Annotated in this window: 18 protein-coding genes; 10 read left to right on the top strand and 8 right to left on the bottom strand. The window is 41.1% G+C overall.

Annotation, left to right across the window (positions count from 1 at the left end):
• Positions 1 to 149: 149 nt before the first annotated feature.
• The 5 genes from purM (at position 150) to LX73_RS06950 (ending at position 3542) form a co-directional block, all read left to right on the top strand.
• On the top strand, positions 150 to 1154 hold the full coding sequence (gene purM / locus LX73_RS06970; protein ID WP_148898768.1) for a phosphoribosylformylglycinamidine cyclo-ligase: 1005 nt from the start codon (positions 150 to 152) through the stop codon (positions 1152 to 1154).
• A 23-nt stretch (positions 1155 to 1177) separates the two neighbouring features.
• Positions 1178 to 1660, top strand: a complete 483-nt coding sequence (locus tag LX73_RS06965; RefSeq protein ID WP_148898767.1) for a nucleoside deaminase — start codon at positions 1178 to 1180, stop codon at positions 1658 to 1660.
• A 253-nt stretch (positions 1661 to 1913) separates the two neighbouring features.
• A complete protein-coding gene (locus LX73_RS06960; RefSeq protein ID WP_148898766.1) occupies positions 1914 to 2411 on the top strand; it encodes a CIA30 family protein in 498 nt (165 codons plus the stop codon).
• Positions 2412 to 2687: 276 nt separating this feature from the next.
• On the top strand, positions 2688 to 2906 hold the full coding sequence (locus tag LX73_RS06955; RefSeq protein WP_148898765.1) for a hypothetical protein: 219 nt from the start codon (positions 2688 to 2690) through the stop codon (positions 2904 to 2906).
• 12 nt (positions 2907 to 2918) lie between these two features.
• Positions 2919 to 3542 carry a hypothetical protein gene (locus tag LX73_RS06950; RefSeq protein WP_148898764.1) on the top strand — a complete coding sequence of 208 codons (624 nt, stop codon included), beginning with the start codon at positions 2919 to 2921 and terminating at the stop codon, positions 3540 to 3542.
• A 70-nt stretch (positions 3543 to 3612) separates the two neighbouring features.
• On the opposite strand, the gene fabF is transcribed toward LX73_RS06950, so the two are convergent.
• Complete coding sequence (gene fabF / locus LX73_RS06945) at positions 3613 to 4863, bottom strand: beta-ketoacyl-ACP synthase II (protein ID WP_148898763.1); 1251 nt, start codon at positions 4861 to 4863, stop codon at positions 3613 to 3615.
• 243 nt (positions 4864 to 5106) lie between these two features.
• The gene (locus tag LX73_RS06940) at positions 5107 to 5472 is read right to left on the bottom strand and encodes a nuclear transport factor 2 family protein (RefSeq protein ID WP_148898762.1); all 366 of its coding nucleotides are present in this window, start codon (positions 5470 to 5472) and stop codon (positions 5107 to 5109) included.
• A 151-nt stretch (positions 5473 to 5623) separates the two neighbouring features.
• Between LX73_RS06940 and LX73_RS06935 the strand changes: the two genes are divergently transcribed.
• Positions 5624 to 5977, top strand: coding sequence for an AtuA-related protein (locus tag LX73_RS06935; protein WP_148898761.1), 354 nt, complete (start codon positions 5624 to 5626; stop codon positions 5975 to 5977).
• Between the two features lie 24 nt (positions 5978 to 6001).
• Here LX73_RS06935 and LX73_RS06930 read toward each other — a convergent pair whose 3' ends face one another.
• The 5 genes from LX73_RS06930 to LX73_RS06910 form a co-directional block, all read right to left on the bottom strand.
• The gene (locus tag LX73_RS06930; protein ID WP_148898760.1) at positions 6002 to 6592 is read right to left on the bottom strand and encodes a DUF2911 domain-containing protein; all 591 of its coding nucleotides are present in this window, start codon (positions 6590 to 6592) and stop codon (positions 6002 to 6004) included.
• Between the two features lie 53 nt (positions 6593 to 6645).
• A complete protein-coding gene (locus LX73_RS06925; protein ID WP_148898759.1) occupies positions 6646 to 9543 on the bottom strand; it encodes a TolB-like translocation protein in 2898 nt (965 codons plus the stop codon).
• Positions 9544 to 9622: 79 nt separating this feature from the next.
• Entirely contained in the window at positions 9623 to 10288 is a 666-nt protein-coding gene (gene trhA / locus LX73_RS06920) for a PAQR family membrane homeostasis protein TrhA (protein WP_148898758.1), read from the bottom strand.
• A gap of 273 nt (positions 10289 to 10561) precedes the next feature.
• Positions 10562 to 12268, bottom strand: a complete 1707-nt coding sequence (locus tag LX73_RS06915; protein WP_148898757.1) for a M28 family peptidase — start codon at positions 12266 to 12268, stop codon at positions 10562 to 10564.
• A 36-nt stretch (positions 12269 to 12304) separates the two neighbouring features.
• On the bottom strand, positions 12305 to 13048 hold the full coding sequence (locus tag LX73_RS06910; protein WP_148898756.1) for a segregation and condensation protein A: 744 nt from the start codon (positions 13046 to 13048) through the stop codon (positions 12305 to 12307).
• A gap of 141 nt (positions 13049 to 13189) precedes the next feature.
• Between LX73_RS06910 and LX73_RS06905 the strand changes: the two genes are divergently transcribed.
• The 4 genes from LX73_RS06905 (at position 13190) to metK (ending at position 17014) form a co-directional block, all read left to right on the top strand.
• The gene (locus LX73_RS06905; RefSeq protein WP_148898755.1) at positions 13190 to 13735 is read left to right on the top strand and encodes an RNA polymerase sigma factor; all 546 of its coding nucleotides are present in this window, start codon (positions 13190 to 13192) and stop codon (positions 13733 to 13735) included.
• 102 nt (positions 13736 to 13837) lie between these two features.
• Complete coding sequence (locus LX73_RS06900) at positions 13838 to 14662, top strand: tetratricopeptide repeat protein (RefSeq protein WP_148898754.1); 825 nt, start codon at positions 13838 to 13840, stop codon at positions 14660 to 14662.
• A 75-nt stretch (positions 14663 to 14737) separates the two neighbouring features.
• Positions 14738 to 15751, top strand: coding sequence for a Holliday junction branch migration DNA helicase RuvB (gene ruvB, locus LX73_RS06895; protein WP_148898753.1), 1014 nt, complete (start codon positions 14738 to 14740; stop codon positions 15749 to 15751).
• Between the two features lie 114 nt (positions 15752 to 15865).
• Positions 15866 to 17014 carry a methionine adenosyltransferase gene (gene metK / locus LX73_RS06890; protein WP_148898752.1) on the top strand — a complete coding sequence of 383 codons (1149 nt, stop codon included), beginning with the start codon at positions 15866 to 15868 and terminating at the stop codon, positions 17012 to 17014.
• A gap of 15 nt (positions 17015 to 17029) precedes the next feature.
• Here metK and pbpC read toward each other — a convergent pair whose 3' ends face one another.
• Positions 17030 to 19384 (bottom strand): penicillin-binding protein 1C, encoded by a 2355-nt coding sequence (pbpC, locus tag LX73_RS06885; protein ID WP_148898751.1) that lies wholly within the window; start codon positions 19382 to 19384, stop codon positions 17030 to 17032.
• Positions 19385 to 19409: the final 25 nt, after the last annotated feature.

Raw genomic sequence — 19409 nt, 5'->3', positions numbered from 1 at the left:
GATCTACTATGTACTACAAATATTATAATCTTATTGTATTAATGGTTTACGAGTAGATAATGTGGAGAAAAAATCTTAAAAAGCAGATGTGAGTTAGGTATATTTATATCTCTCAAAGAAAAGGAAATCATCAATTTTAATTTTCTGTAATGAGCAAGAAAGAAATTACGTACAAAGATGCCGGTGTCGATATAGAAGCTGGTGAAGAAATGGTGGAATCTATCAAAGGAATTGTAAAACAAACCCACAGTGATGCGGTTTTGCAAAATATTGGAGGCTTTGGTGGTTTCTTTCGTCCCAATTTAGACAGCTATGAAGATCCAGTTTTTGTAAGTAGTGTAGATGGAGTTGGTACCAAGCTTATAGTTGCTTTTAAATCTGAAAAATATGATACCGTAGGACAGGACTTAGTTAATCATTGTATAAACGACATTGCTGTTTGCGGGGCCGATCCACTCTTCTTCTTGGATTATTTTTCAACGGGAAAATTGGAACAGGATGTTGGGTACGAAGTTGTTAAAGGATTTGGCAAGGCTTGTAAAGAAAATGATGTTGCATTGATTGGTGGAGAAACAGCTGAGATGCCGGATATTTACAGCGAAGGTGAATTTGACCTTGCAGGAACTATCGTTGGGCTCGTTGACAGAGAAAAAGTTATAGACGGCTCTAATATTCAGAAAGGAGATTTACTGCTTGGTTTTCGCAGTACAGGATTGCATACTAACGGCTATTCTCTGGCCCGAAAAGTACTATTTTCTGAATATGATGTAACGGATCACGTAGATAAACTAGGTACCTCAGTGGGAGAGGCTCTGCTGGCTATCCACAAATCATATCTAACAATTATCCGGAAGTTGCGAGATATACAGGGTGTTAATGGATTTTCGCACGTTACCGGTGGAGGCATCATGGGCAATACTGAACGCGTGGTACCCGACCAACTTTCAATCGACGTGGACTGGAAGGCCTGGGAGCGCCCCACTATTTTTGAACTTATCCAGGATCTCGGTAATGTGCCCGAAGACGACATGCGGTCCACCTTCAACCTGGGGATCGGACTCATCGCCGTTGTAGATCCGGAGGCCGCCGACAAGGTCAAAAAGACCGTGGACGAAATGGATGAAGATGTTATTGAGATAGGTCAAATTACCTAACAATAAACATTACCGATTATTCTATGATTGATGAAACTGATCTCAAACATTTGCGGCGTTGCATAAAGCTGGCTGAAGAAGCACTGGAAGTTGGGGATGAACCATTTGGATCGGTGCTAGTGTCGGCCGACGGTGAGGTGTTGTTTGAGGATCACAACCGGGAGGTTACAGAGGGTGACCCCACCCGTCATCCGGAAATTAAGATTGCGCGGTGGTCGGCAAAGAATATGAGACCGGAAGAGCGGGTTTCTGCCACAGTTTATACCACCGGAGAACACTGTCCCATGTGTGCCGCGGCCCACGGCTGGGTGGGACTAGGACGCGTGGTGTATGCCAGCTCCTCGGCGCAGCTAAGCGAGTGGAAGGAAGAATTAAGTGATAAGCCACCGCCCGTGAAGACCTTGCCCATTGAGGAAGTAGTGAGGGATATTGAGGTGGAAGGCCCCGTTCCCGAGCTTACCGAAAAGGTGCGCGAATTGCACCGCCGTTTTCACAGCCGGAAATAATTTAAGTAAACAGATTACTTATTGGTAAAATAATCGGATCAATAGAGATAAAATGGATGCCCTTGAGGACGTGATTCATATAAGTAAAAAGCTTCAGGTCTTACTGACACTTTAAATAATAAGAATACGGCATTGCATTGATAAAGGCGGCCCACAGCAAGCTGAAGTTAACTTGTGCGGTTTTGAGATAGCTCGCGAAGGCATACGGATATTGCTGTAATTGTAAACATAAAATTATACTGTTTTAATTACTATGACATACAGCCATAGGGTTATTTTTAATTTCAATGAGAATGCCAGCCTTCAAAATTGGGAAACGTTGGATGATGTGGTGATGGGTGGCCGTTCGCAAGGAGATATAAGTTTGAGTCCGCAGGGCCATGGGCGATTCAGTGGTTCCGTGTCATTGGAAAATAACGGTGGTTTTTCATCGGTCCGCTATTCTCCTGCTAACTTAGAAGTGGAACCACAAGACCAAATCAAAATAAAGTTGAAGGGCGATGGAAAACGATATCAGTTTAGAGTTAAACACGATCAGCAGGCCTACGAGTCGTACATCACCTACTTGGAGACCACTGGGGAATGGGAGGAAATTACTATTGTGCTCAATGACTTATTTCCCACCTTTAGAGGTAAAAATTTGAACCAGCCCAATTTTAGTCACAATTCCATTCAACAACTGGGCTTTTTAATTGCTAATAAGAAAGCTGAAGATTTTGAGCTGTTAATTGACAAAATTGAACTTATTTAGAATTGAGATACAACAGCTTAATCCCTAGTTAAAAACTTTTAGGATATTTAAAATGTGCCCGAAAACGATATACGCTCTACTTTTAATCTAGAAATTGGGATTATTGAGTGGGTAGAGGTCGTATCAATTGGACACAGCAATTAATATGCTACAACATGAGGAAAATTGGGGTTCAAGATTAGGTAAGTTTATAAGTAGGAAGATAGATTGGAACAAATTACTAATTTTTATGTTTAAGGTTATTTAACCTGTTTAATCTAATCACAAAAATACATTATGAATATTAGGAAAGGGATAATTCTATTGCCATTAGGTATTGTAGGTACTTTTGTTGCTTGCGATGGAGAGTCGCAACTTAAAGAGACACAAAATAAAAATAATGAAGTAGCAGAGATTGAAACCGCTACGCAAGAAGTAGATTCTGCAAATGCAGAGCTGGATAAAGACGTTTCTGATCTCGAAAAGAGCTTGGATGAATTAAATTCAGAAAACTAAAAGATTATACTTATGAAATTATCAATCAGAACACTTGGATTATTTTTTATACTAATTTTTGGTATTTATACAGCGGATGCTTTTGCTCAAGGTAAAGGCAAAGCTAAAAAAGAAAAGGAAAAACAAAAGACTGAAAAGGTTCAAAAAGAAGCTGACCAGAAAGAGAAGGACGCAACCCAAAAGACTGATAGTCTCAAAAATAAGGAAAAGAAAAAAGGTAAAGAGAAAGGAAAGGCGTATGGAAAGAAAAAAGATAAGTCAGGACGAGAGTTTGGTCAGTCCCGGGCTGCAGCAGCCAGAGAGCTAAAGAATAAAGTTGATTCTTTGGATCAAAAGATAGAACAAAGTGAAGAAAAATTAGAAAATGCAGCTAAGAGAATAGAACAAGCTGAAGAACAGTTAGAAAAAGAAAAGGAAGCCGGTAATCTTAGTAAAGAAGAAGTAGACAAACGTCATCAGAAAATAGAAAAGGCAAAAAAAGAACTGGAAGAGTTAGAGAAAAGTATAGAGGAGAAGAAAGAAAAACTAGAAAAGGCACGAAAAAAGGTAGATTCAGATAAATCTTCTAATGAAAAAGAAGAAGATGGAAAAAATGAAGAAAAAGAGGACGAGGAAGAAGATGATGGAGAAGAATAGGTAGAAAAAAATAAAGAATAAAAAAAGGCCCAGAGAATTATAACTCTCTGGGCCTTTTTATTTTAGAAAGTTAAATTGATTTAAAAACAACAATGCCATTATGTCCACCGAAGCCAAAGGTATTACTCATTGCCACATCAACTTTCTTTTCTTTAGCTTCACCCAATACAATATTTAAAGATTCGGGAATCTCTCCATCAATATTTTTGGTGTTGATAGTTGGAGGAATAAGATTTTCATTAATAGCTTTAATAGAGGCTATTGCTTCAATAGCGCCGGCGGCACCCAGTAAGTGACCTGTCATTGATTTTGTTGCACTGATATGCAGGTGGTCAGCACTGTCTCCAAATACATTTTCTATTGCTTTGGTTTCACTAATATCACCAACCGGTGTTGAGGTAGCATGCGTATTAAGATAATCGACATCCTCGGCGTTGAGCTCACTGTCATTGAGTGCCTGCTGCATCGCAACGGTTGCGCCTTTCCCCTCGGGATGGGTGGCCGTCATGTGATAGGCATCGGCCGTCATTGCAGCACCTGTAACTTCACCGTAAATCTTGGCACCGCGGGCTTTGGCATGTTCATACTCTTCCAGAATGAGGGCTGCTGCCCCCTCTCCCATAACAAAGCCGTCCCGATCCTTATCAAAGGGACGTGAAGCATGTTTGGGATCGTCATTGCGTTGTGACATGGCGCGCATGGAAGAAAATCCACCAAAGGAAGACTCAGTGATACCTGCTTCGGAACCACCGGTAACCATTACTTTAGCCTTGCCCCATCTGATATAATTAAGAGCATCCATGATGGCCGTGTTAGAAGTAGCACAGGCCGAGACGGTAGCATAGTTAATACCCATCAGACCGTACTTCATGGAGATGAGTCCTGGTGCCATGTTAATAATTAACTTTGGGACGAAGAATGGATTAAATCGTGGTGAGTAATCATTTTCGGCATAGTTTTTCACTTCTTCTTCAAAAGTAAACATACCACCCTGGCCGCTCCCCCAAATAACTCCGGCGTCAAAGGGATCCATATCTTCAAAATCAATACCGGAGTCTTCTACTGCTTGATCAGTAGCAATAAGTCCGTATTGACTAAAGGGATCGGAGCGACGAATCATATTATGCTCGAGGTGTTCGCCGGCATCAAAATTTTTAAGCTCACACGCAAAATGTGTGCGAAACTCAGAAGGGTCAAAGTTAGTAATTCTATCGGCACCACTAACTCCATTGATAAGATTATCCCAGAAAACTTCTACATTATTTCCGATTGGGGATAAAGCTCCTAATCCGGTAATAACAACACGTTTTGGCTTACTCATTAATAATAATTTTAGAAATATATCTTCAAATTTTGAGGAAAAACAGTGGATGTATCAATTAAGAAAAGTATTATTCAATATCCTTCCACTAAGGACAATCAATAAACTAAAGATAGCCGAAAAAAAGAAAAACAATTATTGAATATATATGACAAAATATGAGGATAAGAAAAAAGATAAAAATTGAGCATCCACAAAATAAAAAAGCCCTCTGTAAGGAGAGGGCTCTAAGTTAGGAGGTAATTAGCTATTCTGTGTACCGTAAAAACGTTCGGTAGTTATTTGTTTACCGCTCCAGTGTTGTACTGCAACTTGTTCAAGATCCATAGGACCGTCGGCACCTTTAAAAGTTACGGTCATGGTAGATTCAACAGCTGTAATACCTTCATCTTCGTTAGCGGTGATACCTTTTATCTCAATACCGTGAAATTCTTCCACGCTGCTAAAAAATTCATTTTCACGTTGACGGTTTGCATCTTTTCCATCAACCTCTGTACCATCTTCTAGAACCATTGTTACATCTTCGGCATAATATTCCTCAAAGGCATCCATTGCAGAACCTTCTGCAATATGATTGTATATGTCAGTAATTTTATTAAAATAACTCATATTTTAAATAGTTTAATATTAAATTATTGTGTTATTATATAACTACGTTAGCCAAAGAATCGTTTACCAATATCAAAATTTTTAGTTTGCAGGAGTTAGCGAAGCCGTCTATCTTTTGGCACAACAAAAAGTGATGTTAAAATAATTATTTATGGCTAACGCAAAGCTTTTAGATATAGCGCATGGACGCAGTGGAGATAAGGGAGATGGAAGTAATGTGGGAATAATTGCCCGCCATCCGGATGTGTATCCTTTTCTCAAAAAAACGCTCACAGCTGATGTGGTAAAAGAGCACATGAAAAATATTTGTGAGGGAAAAGTAGAGCGTTATGAGCTTCCGAATATAGGTGCTCTTAATTTTGTTCTTCATCAAAGCCTGGGTGGTGGTGGAACGGTTTCTCTAAAACTGGATGCCCAAGGTAAGACGCATGCTGCTATGCTTCTTCGGATGGAGTTGGATATTCCCGAAGAGTTGTTGGAGAAAGCAAAAGCCACGAAGTCTTAAAAATTATGACAGAAAGTGACTACATTAGGAAGATGGATTACTATCTGAAAATATAATGGGGATTTTCACCTCGGTATGATCCCATTGTATAATCATATTGGTTGAATCATTTACTATTTCTGAAAATTGAATAGTAAGTGCTTCAAAAGCGGAACTTTTTTGTATGGCCGAGGCGTGAGTCCGCAACACGTCATGAGATGAATTATAATTGAATGCTCCCCATTGACCTAAAACATCATTTAAGACAATAGTCCAGTCGTTATTTTTACGGGGAATAGTAAATAGTGCATAGGTACCTGCATTTACCTTTTTACCACCCAAAATGATGTCTTGAGTTGTTGTAATTTCAGTAGCTTCATTGGCTCCGGTTCGCCAGATCTCACCATAAGGAATAAGCTCCCCAAAAATATTTCGCCCCTTCTTATATGGCTGACCATAAACAACTTTGATATAGGTGTCGGAGGGTTTATGTAGGGTATTGGCAATGGCAATTGGGCTTTTACGCCGTACAGGATTGGGTTCTTTGGGCTTAGGCTTAGAAGAACATGCCGAATACAGCAAGAGAGTAGATAAAATAAGAATGAACGTTTTATGAGCAGATAAAAACAAACGCATAATAATTATATCAGTAGAATTAGTAATCTAAAGATTAGTAACAAATAAGGAGCTTAAAAATCTCCGACAAAAAAGTTGATGTTATCTCGGCTTGGTTCGTACCCAAAGCCAACACCAATATCAAAAGTCAGGTTTGATATGCGAAAACGACCCCGTAATCCAATCCCAAACATATTTCGTGATCCCTTTTTGATATTAGTAATAGTGGGATCTGTTATGGTGTTTGTAAATGTAACAATATAAATATTGCTAAGATACAGTGGAAATAGAAACCCGCCGTTATCGACATAGGCCAACGGAATGGTATAGCGGGTAGAAAAACTAAGCAGGTTTGATGCACCGGGAAAGACAGCTTCGGAAAAACCGCCGGAGACAATCGACTGGTTATTAAAAATGAGTCCCGATTGTGTTACTCCCTCAATTCCAAGTCGCAGTGATTGATTCCACCGGCGAAATGGAGATAAAAAGGTATAAACTCCCCCGGAGAGTGCGGTAGATTCCAAAAATCGAATCGGAATGTTATTGGATTGACCCGAAAAGTTGGGATCGTCAGAATTGAAATTATGTTCCACCTCAGTATAAAAAAGGGCACCTGAATTAGGTTGTAAATCTCGAAGATTTTGCTGCAGTCGATAATTAAACTGGGTAAAAATATTAGCAACGGTACTGTTGAAAAAATCGGAAGAACGGTTATTTGATTGGACATCAAAAAACCGAAATTGGGACTGCCGAATCTCGGGTTCAATAAAAAGAGAGGTATTGGTAATATTTTGATTTAACCTAAGTTGAAATGGAATGCTAAGAGCTACACCACGCTCTTGTTGCAACAAAGAAAAAGTGGATAAATTGTTTTGGCTTAAAAGAAGAAAATAAGTTGGTTCGCTAAAAATGCGTGCTTTAAAACCAGGATAAAATGTTTTGTTTTGGTATAAAACGTTAAACCAGCTGCGGTTTTCGAAGTAGGTATATTCGGCAGAATAGCTTTGATTGGCCAATAAATTATTACTATGCAGTGAAAGCCCCCATTCATAAACATCTTGATTAGAAACCTCGTTAAAAACCGGTAACACTGTACGGGGCTTTATCCATCCTAATCCGGATTTATATTGTCCCGACTCCCACTGTTTTGATTGTGTAATGATAGAATCAGTAGTCACTGATTGCTGTTTTTGAATAGTATTGGATATCTCTGTCTGCCATATATTATTGGGAATGTAATTGCCGTCAACATTACTTCGATTAATAATAGCGGGAAGCTGCTCATTTTTTTCTTGCCGGATAAAAGCGATGCGGTTGCCGCTGGGATTATAAGACCCTTCAAATGCATTATAGGCAACATTAGTAATTTGGATAACAGTATTGGTTGCTAGATTATACTCATATAACTGAAGGATGCCCGAAAAATCACTACTAAATAACAGCTTCTTTTCTTTGGGATGCCACTCGGGATCAAAAACAGAACCACTTGAAAAAGAGATAGTTGGATTTTGGCTAAGTTCGTCAGAGAGGTTGGAAAGATCGGAAATCCAGAGCCCCTGTTTCCCTTGTTTATTGATGACAACAGCTAATTTATCATTAACAGGACTTACTGCCACGGCTTTAATTTCTCCCGTTTTTGGGACAGAAAGGGTATTAATTTGCAAAGAGTCTTGCTGTTTATTTTTATTTTGCACAGACACAAGTTGAGAAGAAGCCGGTTTGGTGCCAAGGGCAAGGAGTTGATCCTTATAAAAAACCGGTGCGTAGAGTCGCCCATCATCCGTAATTTGTGTTTTTATATGAGAATCAAGCTGCACTCGAACCAGCTCTGCTTTGGCAGTATTGTCATAAATAGGATCGGCTTGATAATAACTGTAAATAAGTTCCGAGCGGTCGGTCGAAAGATCATAGCGATAATCACTGATGCTATTGGTAGTAAGTATCCGATTAATTTTTGAGGTGTTGAGGTTGTAACTATAAAATCCCGGGCGGGCGTTATAGAATGATCCATAGAAAATAAGTGTGGAGTCTGAAAGCCATTTGGCCCGGCGAATGTTGCGTCCCTTAAAGGGGATATCAGGAGTTATAAACTGCTGGCTGACGTTAGTTTTGGATATTTCTGTTTTTTTATCATCCTCAAAACGTTCATATAACTGGGTGGGCCATAAGCCGGTTGCATTATGCAGAGCCCATCCGTATCCCAAAAACGGCCAGTCCATATAAAAATCGATCGCTTTTCGGGTTGTCTGTGGACCGAACTCTTCTTGTATCCAGGAGGTAAAGGTATATCCACCAATATAGTGCCTGTTAAAAGGCCGGGTATAAGTAGTGTGTTGCACGTGCTGCCCCATCGACCACCGCTGATCACTGTTAAAGATGGCATTATATTGGTTGGTAAAAAATGGATAATTCCCGCGACCTCCATTTGGAACAATATTATCTGTTTCGTGATGTACAGCAATACCTTCGGTGATGCCCGATGGGATGGCGCCGTGAAATGAACGCGCCAGGTCGGGCGAAAAAAGACTAACGATTTTTGGGATGTTAAATCCACCGAGGTTGCTAAATTGCAAAGCGTGGGTTAGTTCATGGGGACCTACGTTGGTCAGCCAGTTTCCCGTCTGTGGATTCAATGATTTGCCTTTTATAGGCGGCAGCTCAATTTCTGATCGAAAATGCAGGGGACTGACAAATCCGTTGGAGCGATCGTTATAGTTATTTAAAATTATGGGAAAGTCAGAAAGGTTACCCCCAACCAGTAGCTGAGTTTTAGCATATTGGGATTCGAGTATTTGTCCCATCCGAAGGGCGGTAGAATCATTGCCGCGGGCGTACAATAATTTTAAATGCGGGGTTTTAAGATATTGCCAATGTTGGTTAGGCGGTCGATACTGTGTGGGATAAAACTGAGCACATACAGCTAATGAAAAACCACAAAAGAGTAAAGTAAGAGCTACAAATTTACGCATCATTTTACGCTAATGGTGCTTAGAAAACTAAAGTATTTTCTAAGATGCTGAAAGAACATCAACATGACAAGCAGGTTTTTACTTAGCCGATGTAATCAGGAAGGTATTGATAAATGGCCCAAAAGTGAGAGAAAGTACCTGCCAGTACAAAAAGATGCCAAATTTCGTGAAAGCCAAACCAATTGGGAATGGGATTTGGCTTTTTTACACCATAAATAACGGCGCCAACAGAATAGGCAATGCCGCCAATCCCAATCCAGATGATAAAAGCTATTGGAAGTTTATCTATCATTGTGGGGAAAATTAAAACGGCTAGCCAGCCCATTCCCAGGTAGAAAGCAGTGGAAAGCCAGCGGGGGGCATTCATCCATAAAAACTTTTTAATGATGCCAATGAGGGCTAATCCCCAGATGGTAATAAATAAGCCCCATCGCCAGCTGTCTTCAAGCACAAGTAAACAGATGGGGGTATAAGTACCGGCAATGAGTACATAAATCATGCAGTGATCGAGTTTTCGAAAAAGTTCTAACGTTTTCTCTTTGATGTGTAGTGCATGATAGAGAGAGCTGACGGTATATAGTAGAACCATGCTTATCCCAAAGATCAAAAAAGAAATAATATGGCTACTTAATTGTTGATTTATGGCCTCATACAGTAAAAAAAGAGTCCAACAAATTGCAGCAATGGCACCCACGCCATGGGTAATGCTGTTGATAGGCTCACGTAAATATTTTTTTAGTTTTTCCATAGCCTTACGGTTAAGAATCAAGTTATCATAACGCTGTGAAATGACAAAACGTTTAGTATGTTAAGGAATGGAAATTAATATTTAGTTATTATTCTTAATAACCTGTTAGAGGTTAAGAAATAGATAAGGCCAAAAAATAGTTTGTGAGGAGAGAAAAAAGGTGGCTGTTGCATTAAAACTTCTATAAGAAAAGTCAGTGCTTGCCTAATATAAAATATCCCGAATCCCTAACAACTAAGGATTCGGGACAATAGATAAAGAAAAGTAAGTATTTTAATTGTCACCTTTTGTTTTTTCAATAAACGCTTGATTATCAACGGCCGGTGGGTTTTCTGTGTTTGCAATCATTACTGCAGAGCCATACATCGTACGAACTATCTTAGACATTTTATCAAAGCGAATTTTATGTACTTCATCCGAGGGACGATGATAATCTTCATGTACACCGCTAAAGAAGAACACAAAAGGCACCCCCTTGCGACCAAAATGCCAGTGATCACTGCGCCGGTAAAACTGGTTGGGATCCTGCAGGTCATTATAGCGGTCACTCAGCGTAATTTGGCCAGATTTTTTGTTACCAGCATTGATAAGGCTGTCCAGTTGTGATGAAATAATATCTCCGCCAATGATATAGGAATACTCCTCGGTCCCCTGCTTTTTATGTTTCTTGTCAATGCGTCCAATCATGTCTGTATTAATATCGGCTACGGTTTTTTCCATTGGAAAAACAGGATGGTCGGAATAGTAGCGCGAGCCGAGTAAGCCCTTTTCTTCTCCGGACACATGAAGAAACAGGATGCTACGTTTGGGCTTCACTCCATTGTCTCCGGCATTAGCAAAGGCTCGTGCAACATTTAATATCCCAATGGTACCGCTGCCATCATCGTCAGCACCATTGTAAATACGATCACCGGTAGAGTCGGGCTGGCCGATACCCAGATGGTCGTAGTGAGAGGTCATGACTACTACTTCATCTTTCAGTTTAGGATCGGCGCCTTCGTAGAAAGCGAGCACGTTTTTGGAGGTTACTTTCTCTTTAGCTGTATACGGAACGTGTGAAAGCTTATAGTTTAATTGGTCCGGTTGAAAGCTGGCAATGTTGTCAATCAGTTGTTGCCGATAATCTTCTAATGCCGACTTTGATTCAATATCGAGCAGTTGTGCTGCAAGAGCCGGTTTGATGATGTTATATCCCTTACTGAATCCGCCTGAAGAACCGGATCCATCATCGCGATAAGCAAGTTTGAGATCCGATAGTTTGCCAAAGTTAGACTGTTGCTGGCGGGCAACCTTGCTAAAATCAGAAGATTTTTCCGGTATAAGCAGAATGCCTTCGGCACCACGATCCATAATAGACTGAAAGCGGGCACGAGCATCGATGGTTGGATCAATAAGAGTATCTCCTTCTACAATATGAGGGATATTTCCAAAGACCATCACCCATTTATCCTTGAGGGTTACGCCTTGTAAATTTTGGATATCGTTTTTACTGTCATCAACGCCAAAACCAGCGAATACAATTTTGCCCTGCAGCGAATCGGTACCACCAAACTGACGAATGAAATGTGCGCTGCTGTTTTTGCTCGCTGTTGAGTAATCAACAAGTTTTTGCTCATCACTGGTAGCAAACAGTTTATAGACAATGCTGTCGGTTTTGGTAGCATTAAGATCAAAATGCTGGAAATAACTGTTATTATCACCTACGGGCTGCAATCCTAATTTTCGATATTGATGAGCAAGATAGCGGGCTGCTTTATCTTCTGCCGGAGTGCCAGTATCTCGGCCCTTCATCGAATCAGCCGAAAAGGCAGAAAGATGCCTCCGCATATATCTTGTAGAAATATTATCCTGATAACTGAGTAAGCTATCGGTATTAATGATTGGCTTTGTTTGTTGCTTCTGGGCTTGCTCAGTTCCGCTGCAGCTAATAATTACAGTTACTGCCGCACCAATAATTACAGCAAGGATATAGCGTTTCATAAATTAGAAATGAATTAGTATTAAAATGTTAGCGTGTTAATTCGTACGGACGATCTCGTCCACAGGTTTCAGATCGAGGTAAAACTTTGTAGGGTCATGATCCTCAACATAAAGGTTAATTTGTCGCTCTTTGAGCATCTCTAAGATAGCCAGGAAAGTAACTACAATTTTTGCTCGTGTTTCCAGCTCTTCACAAAAGGTACGAAAAGCCGTGCGTCCTCTCTCACGCAGGCTGTTTATGACATATTCGGACTGTTCTTCAACAGTGTATTCAATTTTTTCTACGTGATGAACGGTATCTCGTTGCTTAACTTCGGCTAGGATGTTATTAAAAGCCGTCATCAGGTCGAACATTGTAACATCTTGAAGGGCCTCCCCCGTGGCTTGTTTATTGACCTGATCTACCTCATGATTGCCGCGGAAGTGTCGTTTTTGAGCTTCTTCTTCAATATCCTCCATCCTACCAGCCATCTCTTTATATCGCTTGTATTCAAGCAATTGTTGTACCAACTCATAGCGGGGATCGTGTTCATCAAGTTTATCATCACTTTCTTCTTGGGGCAGCATCATCTTGGCTTTGATCGACATCAGCATACTAGCCATTAGGATAAATTCACTGGCAACATCGAGGTCAAGTTCCTCGAGCAGGTTGATATACTCTAAAAACTGGTTGGTGATATATGAGATGGGGATATCGTAAATATCGAGCTCATCACGCTTGATAAAAAACAGCAGCAGGTCTAACGGACCTTCAAAATTTTTAAGCTGAACACGATACATATTAATAATTGACTGCTAAAATTAATCTCTAATATAAAAAAGGAAATATTTACGGCATTTACTACCTAATTTTATATACCTGTTTATTACGACATAAATCTTTATACTGATGTAAATTGATTGGCCTGAATAAGTTAGTTCATGGACTATACGAAATTAGTTACTGCCCTTAAAGAAAATGATTCTGAGGAGGTAAATCGGCTGGTTGAGGCATTGCGGCCCCGGTTAATGGCATTTCTGCGTATCCACATGAATGCCACTGATGCCGATGCGGAGGATTGTGCCCAAGATTCACTGATTGATTCTCTTGAAGTTATTAAGTCTGACCGTATTGATGACCCCAAGCGAATTGTCTCTTATATATTAACCACCTGTCGCAATAATTATCTCAAGATGCAGAAAAAACGCAGAGAGACCTCTATGGAAGAGGTATCAGAAACGCAAAGCCAGGCTCCGCAGCAGCTACAGTCGCTGCTTGATGAAGAGCAAAAAAAGCTTCTCAGATGGTGCATGAATCAATTAAAAGAAGAATATCAGCGATTTATGCAGTATTGGTTTGACCACCCTGATGCCCACACAAAAAAGGTAGCTGCAGAATTTGATATCAGTATAAACAATGCCTGGACCCGAAAACACCGCTTGATAAAAAAACTAAACGAATGTTATAGAGAAAAAAGCAAATTATAATGTAAGGATGGGTCTTTTCAAGGGTCTTACTTAATAAACCGTTGAACTAAAGTACTTTCAAAGCATTTAAAGCACTAATATTAACTTTTGATTACGCACAAGATGTCAAGAGACTTAGAACTAGAACAAAAAATTGATGCTTATATAAAAGGCCAGCTTTCTGAAGAAGAGAGCCAAGAGTTGTGGGAAGATCTTTTACAACAGCCCGAATATATTGATTTGCTGGAGACAGAACTCGGTGTTAAGTCTATTGTTGCTGATCGTGCTAAGGCTGAAAATCCATCGCAAGAATCTTCTGCCAATGAAAACGGAATTATTTATTCGCTAAAAGAATCCTGGAAATGGACGGCTGCAGCGGCAGCGGTGGCTGTACTTATAGTAGCTATTAACTTTTTGCAGGTTGATACCAATCAAACAATACAAGAATTAGCTATTGGTAATATCAATATTTCCAAGAATCTTTCTTCGGCGCCGGTAATGCGAGCCCAAAAGGGTAATACTGCACCATCTGATTCTCTTTTAAACCGGGGATTTAAAGCAGCTATTTCGGGAGATCTTAAAAAAGCAATTGCTGAATACGATAAGATTATTCGTTCATATCCCAATGAGCCGGCTGCTGTACAGGCATATCTCAATAAAGGAATTATTCTATATAATTCGGGGGATTATGTTAATGCTATTACTGCACTAGAGCAGGTAACCAAAAAGGTTAAGGATAAACCCGTCACCAAGGAAAAGGGATATTGGTATCTGGGTAATGCATATATGAATCTTAACAAGCTGGAAAAAGCCCGCGAAGCTATTCATACTACTTATGCAATGGACGGCATTTATCGGGATTCTGCATTTAGAATCCTGCGAAAACTGGATCATAAACTCGGTAATGTTGACTTTGACAACTTTGAGCAGCAGATAAAAGACAACTAATAAAGCTTCGACACTTTGCAAATAATGAGTTAATTTAATCTGTCTTCTAAAAGTTAACTCATTAAGCATTTTATTTTGCAAAACCCTCTTTTAGACGCTTCTGACAGTGATACCGATTTTGAACAGACGCTTCGCCCAACGCGTATTCGTGAGTTTGTCGGGCAGAAAAAAGTTGTTCAAAATCTTTCTGTTTTTATAAAAGCTGCCCAAAAGCGGGGTGAAGCTCTTGATCACGTAATTTTGTCTGGTCCTCCTGGATTAGGCAAGACAACGCTGGCCCATATTATTGCTAATGAAATGGGTGTTCAAATTAAACCGTCAACGGGTCCGGTGCTGGAAAAGCCAGGTGATCTTGCGGGTATGCTCACTAATCTGGATGAGGGAGACGTGCTTTTTATTGATGAGATTCATCGCCTGAATCCGGTGATTGAAGAATATCTGTACTCAGCGATGGAAGATTATCAGTTGGATATTGTAATCGATTCGGGACCCAATGCGCGAAGTATCCAAATTGAGCTTAACCGGTTTACGCTTGTAGGTGCTACGACCCGAAAAGGGTTGCTGACCGCACCGCTACGGGCACGTTTTGGCATCGATATGCGGCTTGATTATTATGACGTTGAGTTGCTCCAGCGTATTGCTTTACGTACGGCTTCTATCTTAGATATGGGGATTACTGATACTGGTGCTCACGAGATTGCCCGCCGGAGCCGCGGCACACCGCGAATTGTAAATAAACTACTGCGTCGTACTCGGGATTTTGCCCAGGTTGAAAATATGGATACCATCAATGATGAGATTGCTGATACTGCGCTTAATGCACTAGACGTAGATCAAAACGGCTTTGACGAGATGGATATTCGCATCATGAAAGCCATTATTGAAAATTATGATGGAGGGCCCGTAGGATTGGGAACCCTGAGTGTTGCTGTAGGCGAAGATAAAGGTACTATCGAGGAGGTATATGAACCTTTCCTTATCAAAGAGGGATTTTTGCAGCGTACGCCCAAAGGACGTGTTGCTACCCGGAAAGCTTTTGAGTATTTGGGGGTCGATCCTGATGAAAAAGAGACCGATCTTTCTGATTAACCACTACACGTTTTGTTATACGTATCTTTGTTTTCTTCTATTCTGCAATAGTATAGAGTTTTTTGTAGCTTCAACGCTCTTATAATTTTTTCACTTTTATACTAATTTCTGACGATGAAAAATCTCTTTACCTCCGAATCTGTCTCTGAAGGACATCCGGATAAAATTGCCGATCAAATTTCTGACTCTATTCTTGATGCCATGCTCGAACAGGATCCTGAATCGAGAGTGGCTGTAGAGACCATGGTGACCACAGGACTTGCTGTGATTTCGGGCGAAGTAACTACTGATGCTTATGTAGATGTACAAGAAATTGCCCGAGAAGTAATTCGCAACATTGGATATACTAAAAATTCCTATCGCTTTGATTCAGAGTCGTGCGGTGTATTAACAACTATTCATCAACAAAGTCCCGATATTGCACAGGGCGTTGATGAAGGAGACGACAAAAAAATGGGTGCCGGCGACCAAGGTATGATGTTTGGCTATGCTATAAATGAGACTGATACTTATATGCCGATGAGCCTGGAGTATTCACATAATCTGCTTCAGGAACTGGCGCATATCCGTAAGAATACCTCCAAGCTTCCGTATCTTGCTCCCGACAGCAAAAGTCAGGTTACGGTAGAATATGATGATGAGGGGAATCTGGAGCGTATCCACACGATTGTAATTTCTACACAGCACGATGCAGATGTAGAGCAGAAGCAAATAAAAAAGGATCTCAAGAAAGAGCTTCTCCCCAATGTTATTGCGGATGGGCTTATTGACGAGGATACAATTTTCCACGTAAATCCTACTGGTAAGTTTGTAATTGGTGGACCCCACGGAGATACCGGACTAACAGGACGTAAAATTATCGTGGACACCTATGGCGGACGTGGCTCACACGGCGGTGGTGCCTTTTCGGGCAAAGATCCGTCCAAGGTTGATCGTAGTGCAGCGTATGCAGCACGGCATATTGCAAAAAATGTAGTAGCAGCCGAGCTGGCTGATGAGTGCAGTGTGCAGCTGGCGTATGCTATTGGCATTCCGCAGCCGGTATCTATAAACGTGGATACACAAGGTACCGGTCAGGTTACTGATGCTAAATTGGCTAATGCTATCCAGGAAACTGTTGATCTAACCCCAGAGGGAATAATTGAACGGTTTGATCTGAAACGGCCTATTTATACCGAGACTGCTGCCTATGGGCATTTTGGTCGCGGCCAATTTCCTTGGGAGAAACTGGATTATACTGACACCCTGCAAAATGCATTATAAAAGATCGCGGGTTATTTACCTGCTCAAAATTTTGAACTGATGGCGTAGCGTAGCTCCTTCCTCATCTATCAGTGTAAGAAGATGTCGGCCGGGCAATGGCGAAAGCGCCATCTGATGGGAATCTTTAGTTTTGCCCAAATACTGATTGTCTAGGTGCCAGTACACCGTGGAATTGTTGCCCCGGTGCGCTACTTTAAATATAGTTTTTCCCTTTGAGCCATCCAGTTCTTTTGGAATATAAATTTGTGATGCGTCATGTGGATATATTAGTTCCATGACAGTTGTAGCGTCAGTATTTTTCTGGCACTGTTTAAGCATGGGGGGTAGTACACGATAATTTGGATTCTTTTGTTTGTAATACCACTCTTGTGCTGGAGGAAGAACAAACCAAGATTCATCCTTCATCTTTTCTATGGACATGCAGTTACTGTTTACACGATAGTTTTCCGTTTTATCCAGATGTACCTGCTGGTGGTAAGGACAGGGTTCTGTTTTAAGTCCCGGTTTGGGTACAGCAACAGTATCCACAGTATTACAATAGGGACCAGCCCGGTGGCCACTTTTGCTACAAACAGGTACTTTTTGCATGGCATATAGGGGTTCATGAAACCAGCTTGTTTTATCCAATGAGTCAAATAAATCAAACAAAATAGGTCCGGCTGTTTTAATACCTATTAGGCCGGGTCGTCCTTCCCCATCGGCATTACCTACCCATACTCCAATCACGTACTCTGGTGTAACACCGATAGCCCATCCATCCCGGTAACCAAAGCTGGTACCCGTTTTCCACCCTATTTTACGGGAAGACTGAAATTGTCGCCAATTGACATCTTTTTCTGGGCGGTGTACGTCTAACATGGTCTCGAGGGTGTACCAGACCGCACCCGCATTAAGCGGGAAAGAATATTCTGAGCTATTTTCAGCTCCTTTTGTAAAGTGGAGTGGTTTGGGACGGAAGATATTTGTTTGTGGATTAGCGGCATTATAGTGGTTCATAAATCGAGCAACGGAGGTGTACATTCCGGTAATATCCCATAAACTTCCTTCGGCCCCACCGAGGATGAGCGATAATCCATAATGTTCTGGTGGATAGTCGAGAGTTTTCATACCCATTTGCTGCAAATAATGATGAAACCTCGGCACTCCAAAATCCTGTAGTAAACGTACGGCAGGCACATTGAGAGAACGAGAAAGGGCTTCGGAGGCCGGTACAGCTCCATTGTACGACCTACTGAAATTTTCTGGCGAATAGCCGGCAATTTCAGTAGGAATGTCAGCTACCAGCATATTAGGTAATAGTTGTCCTTTATCCTGCATGAGCATATACAAAAAGGGTTTAAGGATACTGCCGGTACTCCGCGGTGCAGTTACCACATCAACGTTATTTTCATGGGGACTGGATGCATCCTTTGTGTTGCCGATATACGCTCGTACAGCACCGGTTTTCACATCAGCAATCAGAGCTGCTGTATTATGAATTTGGTTTTGTTTTAATAATTTGTGGTGGCGTTCTACTACATTTCGAGCTTGTTTTTGCAGGGACAAGTCTATCGTAGATTTGACCCGGTGCTGGCGGAATTTGCCGGTAACCATACGCGTGAGTAGCCGTGGAGCTATGCGGGGTAATGGCAAGGGCTTTCCGGGCAAAGGTTCAGATTTGGCCAGCTTATACGTTAGGGAGTCAATCGTGCCGCTGTTCTTTAATCGTTTAAGTAATTGATCACGCTTGTTTCTCAGACGGTTACGATTTCTACCCGGATGTATTAGCGAAGGACTATTGGGAAGTACGGCCAAGGTAGTGGTTTCGGCCCATGAAAGCTGTGAGGGTGGCCGTCCAAAATATCGCCACGACGCGGCTTCCAGCCCAACAACATTACCTCCAAAGGGGGCATGCGCTGCATACCGAGCTAAAATTTCTTTTTTAGAGTAGGAAAGCTCAAGGCGCAAAGCCAAAATTGCTTCTTTTATCTTTTCCCAATAAGTCCGAGGCTGATCTTTGCGCGACAGCCGGATGACCTGCATGGTTAGAGTGCTTGCACCGCTAACAACTTTGCCGGCCTCAATATTCTGAATAACAGCTCGTAAAACCGCGGTAGGATCAACGCCCGGATGCTGGTAAAAATACTGGTCTTCGTATTCTAACAGTGCTTTTTCAAACTTTGTAGGGACATCCTTGCTTAGTGGGAATCGCCACTGCTCATCACTGGCAATTTTGGCTCCCATTAGTTTTCCATTTTGGTCTTCGAGTACGGTAGAATAAGGGGTGTTAAATAACGGCTGGGGCAAACAGTTCCAGAATAAGAACAGGCCTAAACCAAGTCCAAGTAGAACGAGAATCCATTGGAATCGGTCTTTAGCCCAGTTCAACATTCTATTATCTGAGTATTCTTGGTTG

The organism is Fodinibius salinus, assembly GCF_008124865.1.
Classification (GTDB): Bacteria; Bacteroidota; Rhodothermia; order Balneolales; family Balneolaceae; genus Fodinibius; species Fodinibius salinus.
Note: the sequence above shows the minus strand (reverse complement) of the source record. Positions and strands in the feature narration are given on the sequence as shown.

Coding starts and splice junctions, on each gene's coding strand:
- pbpC (WP_148898751.1), bottom strand. CDS start 19,384: ATGTTGAACTGGGCTAAAGACCGATTCCAATGGATTCTCGTTCTACTT.
- LX73_RS06905 (WP_148898755.1), top strand. CDS start 13,190: ATGGACTATACGAAATTAGTTACTGCCCTTAAAGAAAATGATTCTGAG.
- LX73_RS06930 (WP_148898760.1), bottom strand. CDS start 6,592: ATGCGTTTGTTTTTATCTGCTCATAAAACGTTCATTCTTATTTTATCT.
- fabF (WP_148898763.1), bottom strand. CDS start 4,863: ATGAGTAAGCCAAAACGTGTTGTTATTACCGGATTAGGAGCTTTATCC.
- purM (WP_148898768.1), top strand. CDS start 150: ATGAGCAAGAAAGAAATTACGTACAAAGATGCCGGTGTCGATATAGAA.
- LX73_RS06935 (WP_148898761.1), top strand. CDS start 5,624: ATGGCTAACGCAAAGCTTTTAGATATAGCGCATGGACGCAGTGGAGAT.
- LX73_RS06965 (WP_148898767.1), top strand. CDS start 1,178: ATGATTGATGAAACTGATCTCAAACATTTGCGGCGTTGCATAAAGCTG.
- LX73_RS06955 (WP_148898765.1), top strand. CDS start 2,688: ATGAATATTAGGAAAGGGATAATTCTATTGCCATTAGGTATTGTAGGT.
- metK (WP_148898752.1), top strand. CDS start 15,866: ATGAAAAATCTCTTTACCTCCGAATCTGTCTCTGAAGGACATCCGGAT.
- LX73_RS06940 (WP_148898762.1), bottom strand. CDS start 5,472: ATGAGTTATTTTAATAAAATTACTGACATATACAATCATATTGCAGAA.
- LX73_RS06910 (WP_148898756.1), bottom strand. CDS start 13,048: ATGTATCGTGTTCAGCTTAAAAATTTTGAAGGTCCGTTAGACCTGCTG.
- LX73_RS06925 (WP_148898759.1), bottom strand. CDS start 9,543: ATGATGCGTAAATTTGTAGCTCTTACTTTACTCTTTTGTGGTTTTTCA.
- LX73_RS06960 (WP_148898766.1), top strand. CDS start 1,914: ATGACATACAGCCATAGGGTTATTTTTAATTTCAATGAGAATGCCAGC.
- trhA (WP_148898758.1), bottom strand. CDS start 10,288: ATGGAAAAACTAAAAAAATATTTACGTGAGCCTATCAACAGCATTACC.
- LX73_RS06900 (WP_148898754.1), top strand. CDS start 13,838: ATGTCAAGAGACTTAGAACTAGAACAAAAAATTGATGCTTATATAAAA.
- LX73_RS06950 (WP_148898764.1), top strand. CDS start 2,919: ATGAAATTATCAATCAGAACACTTGGATTATTTTTTATACTAATTTTT.
- LX73_RS06915 (WP_148898757.1), bottom strand. CDS start 12,268: ATGAAACGCTATATCCTTGCTGTAATTATTGGTGCGGCAGTAACTGTA.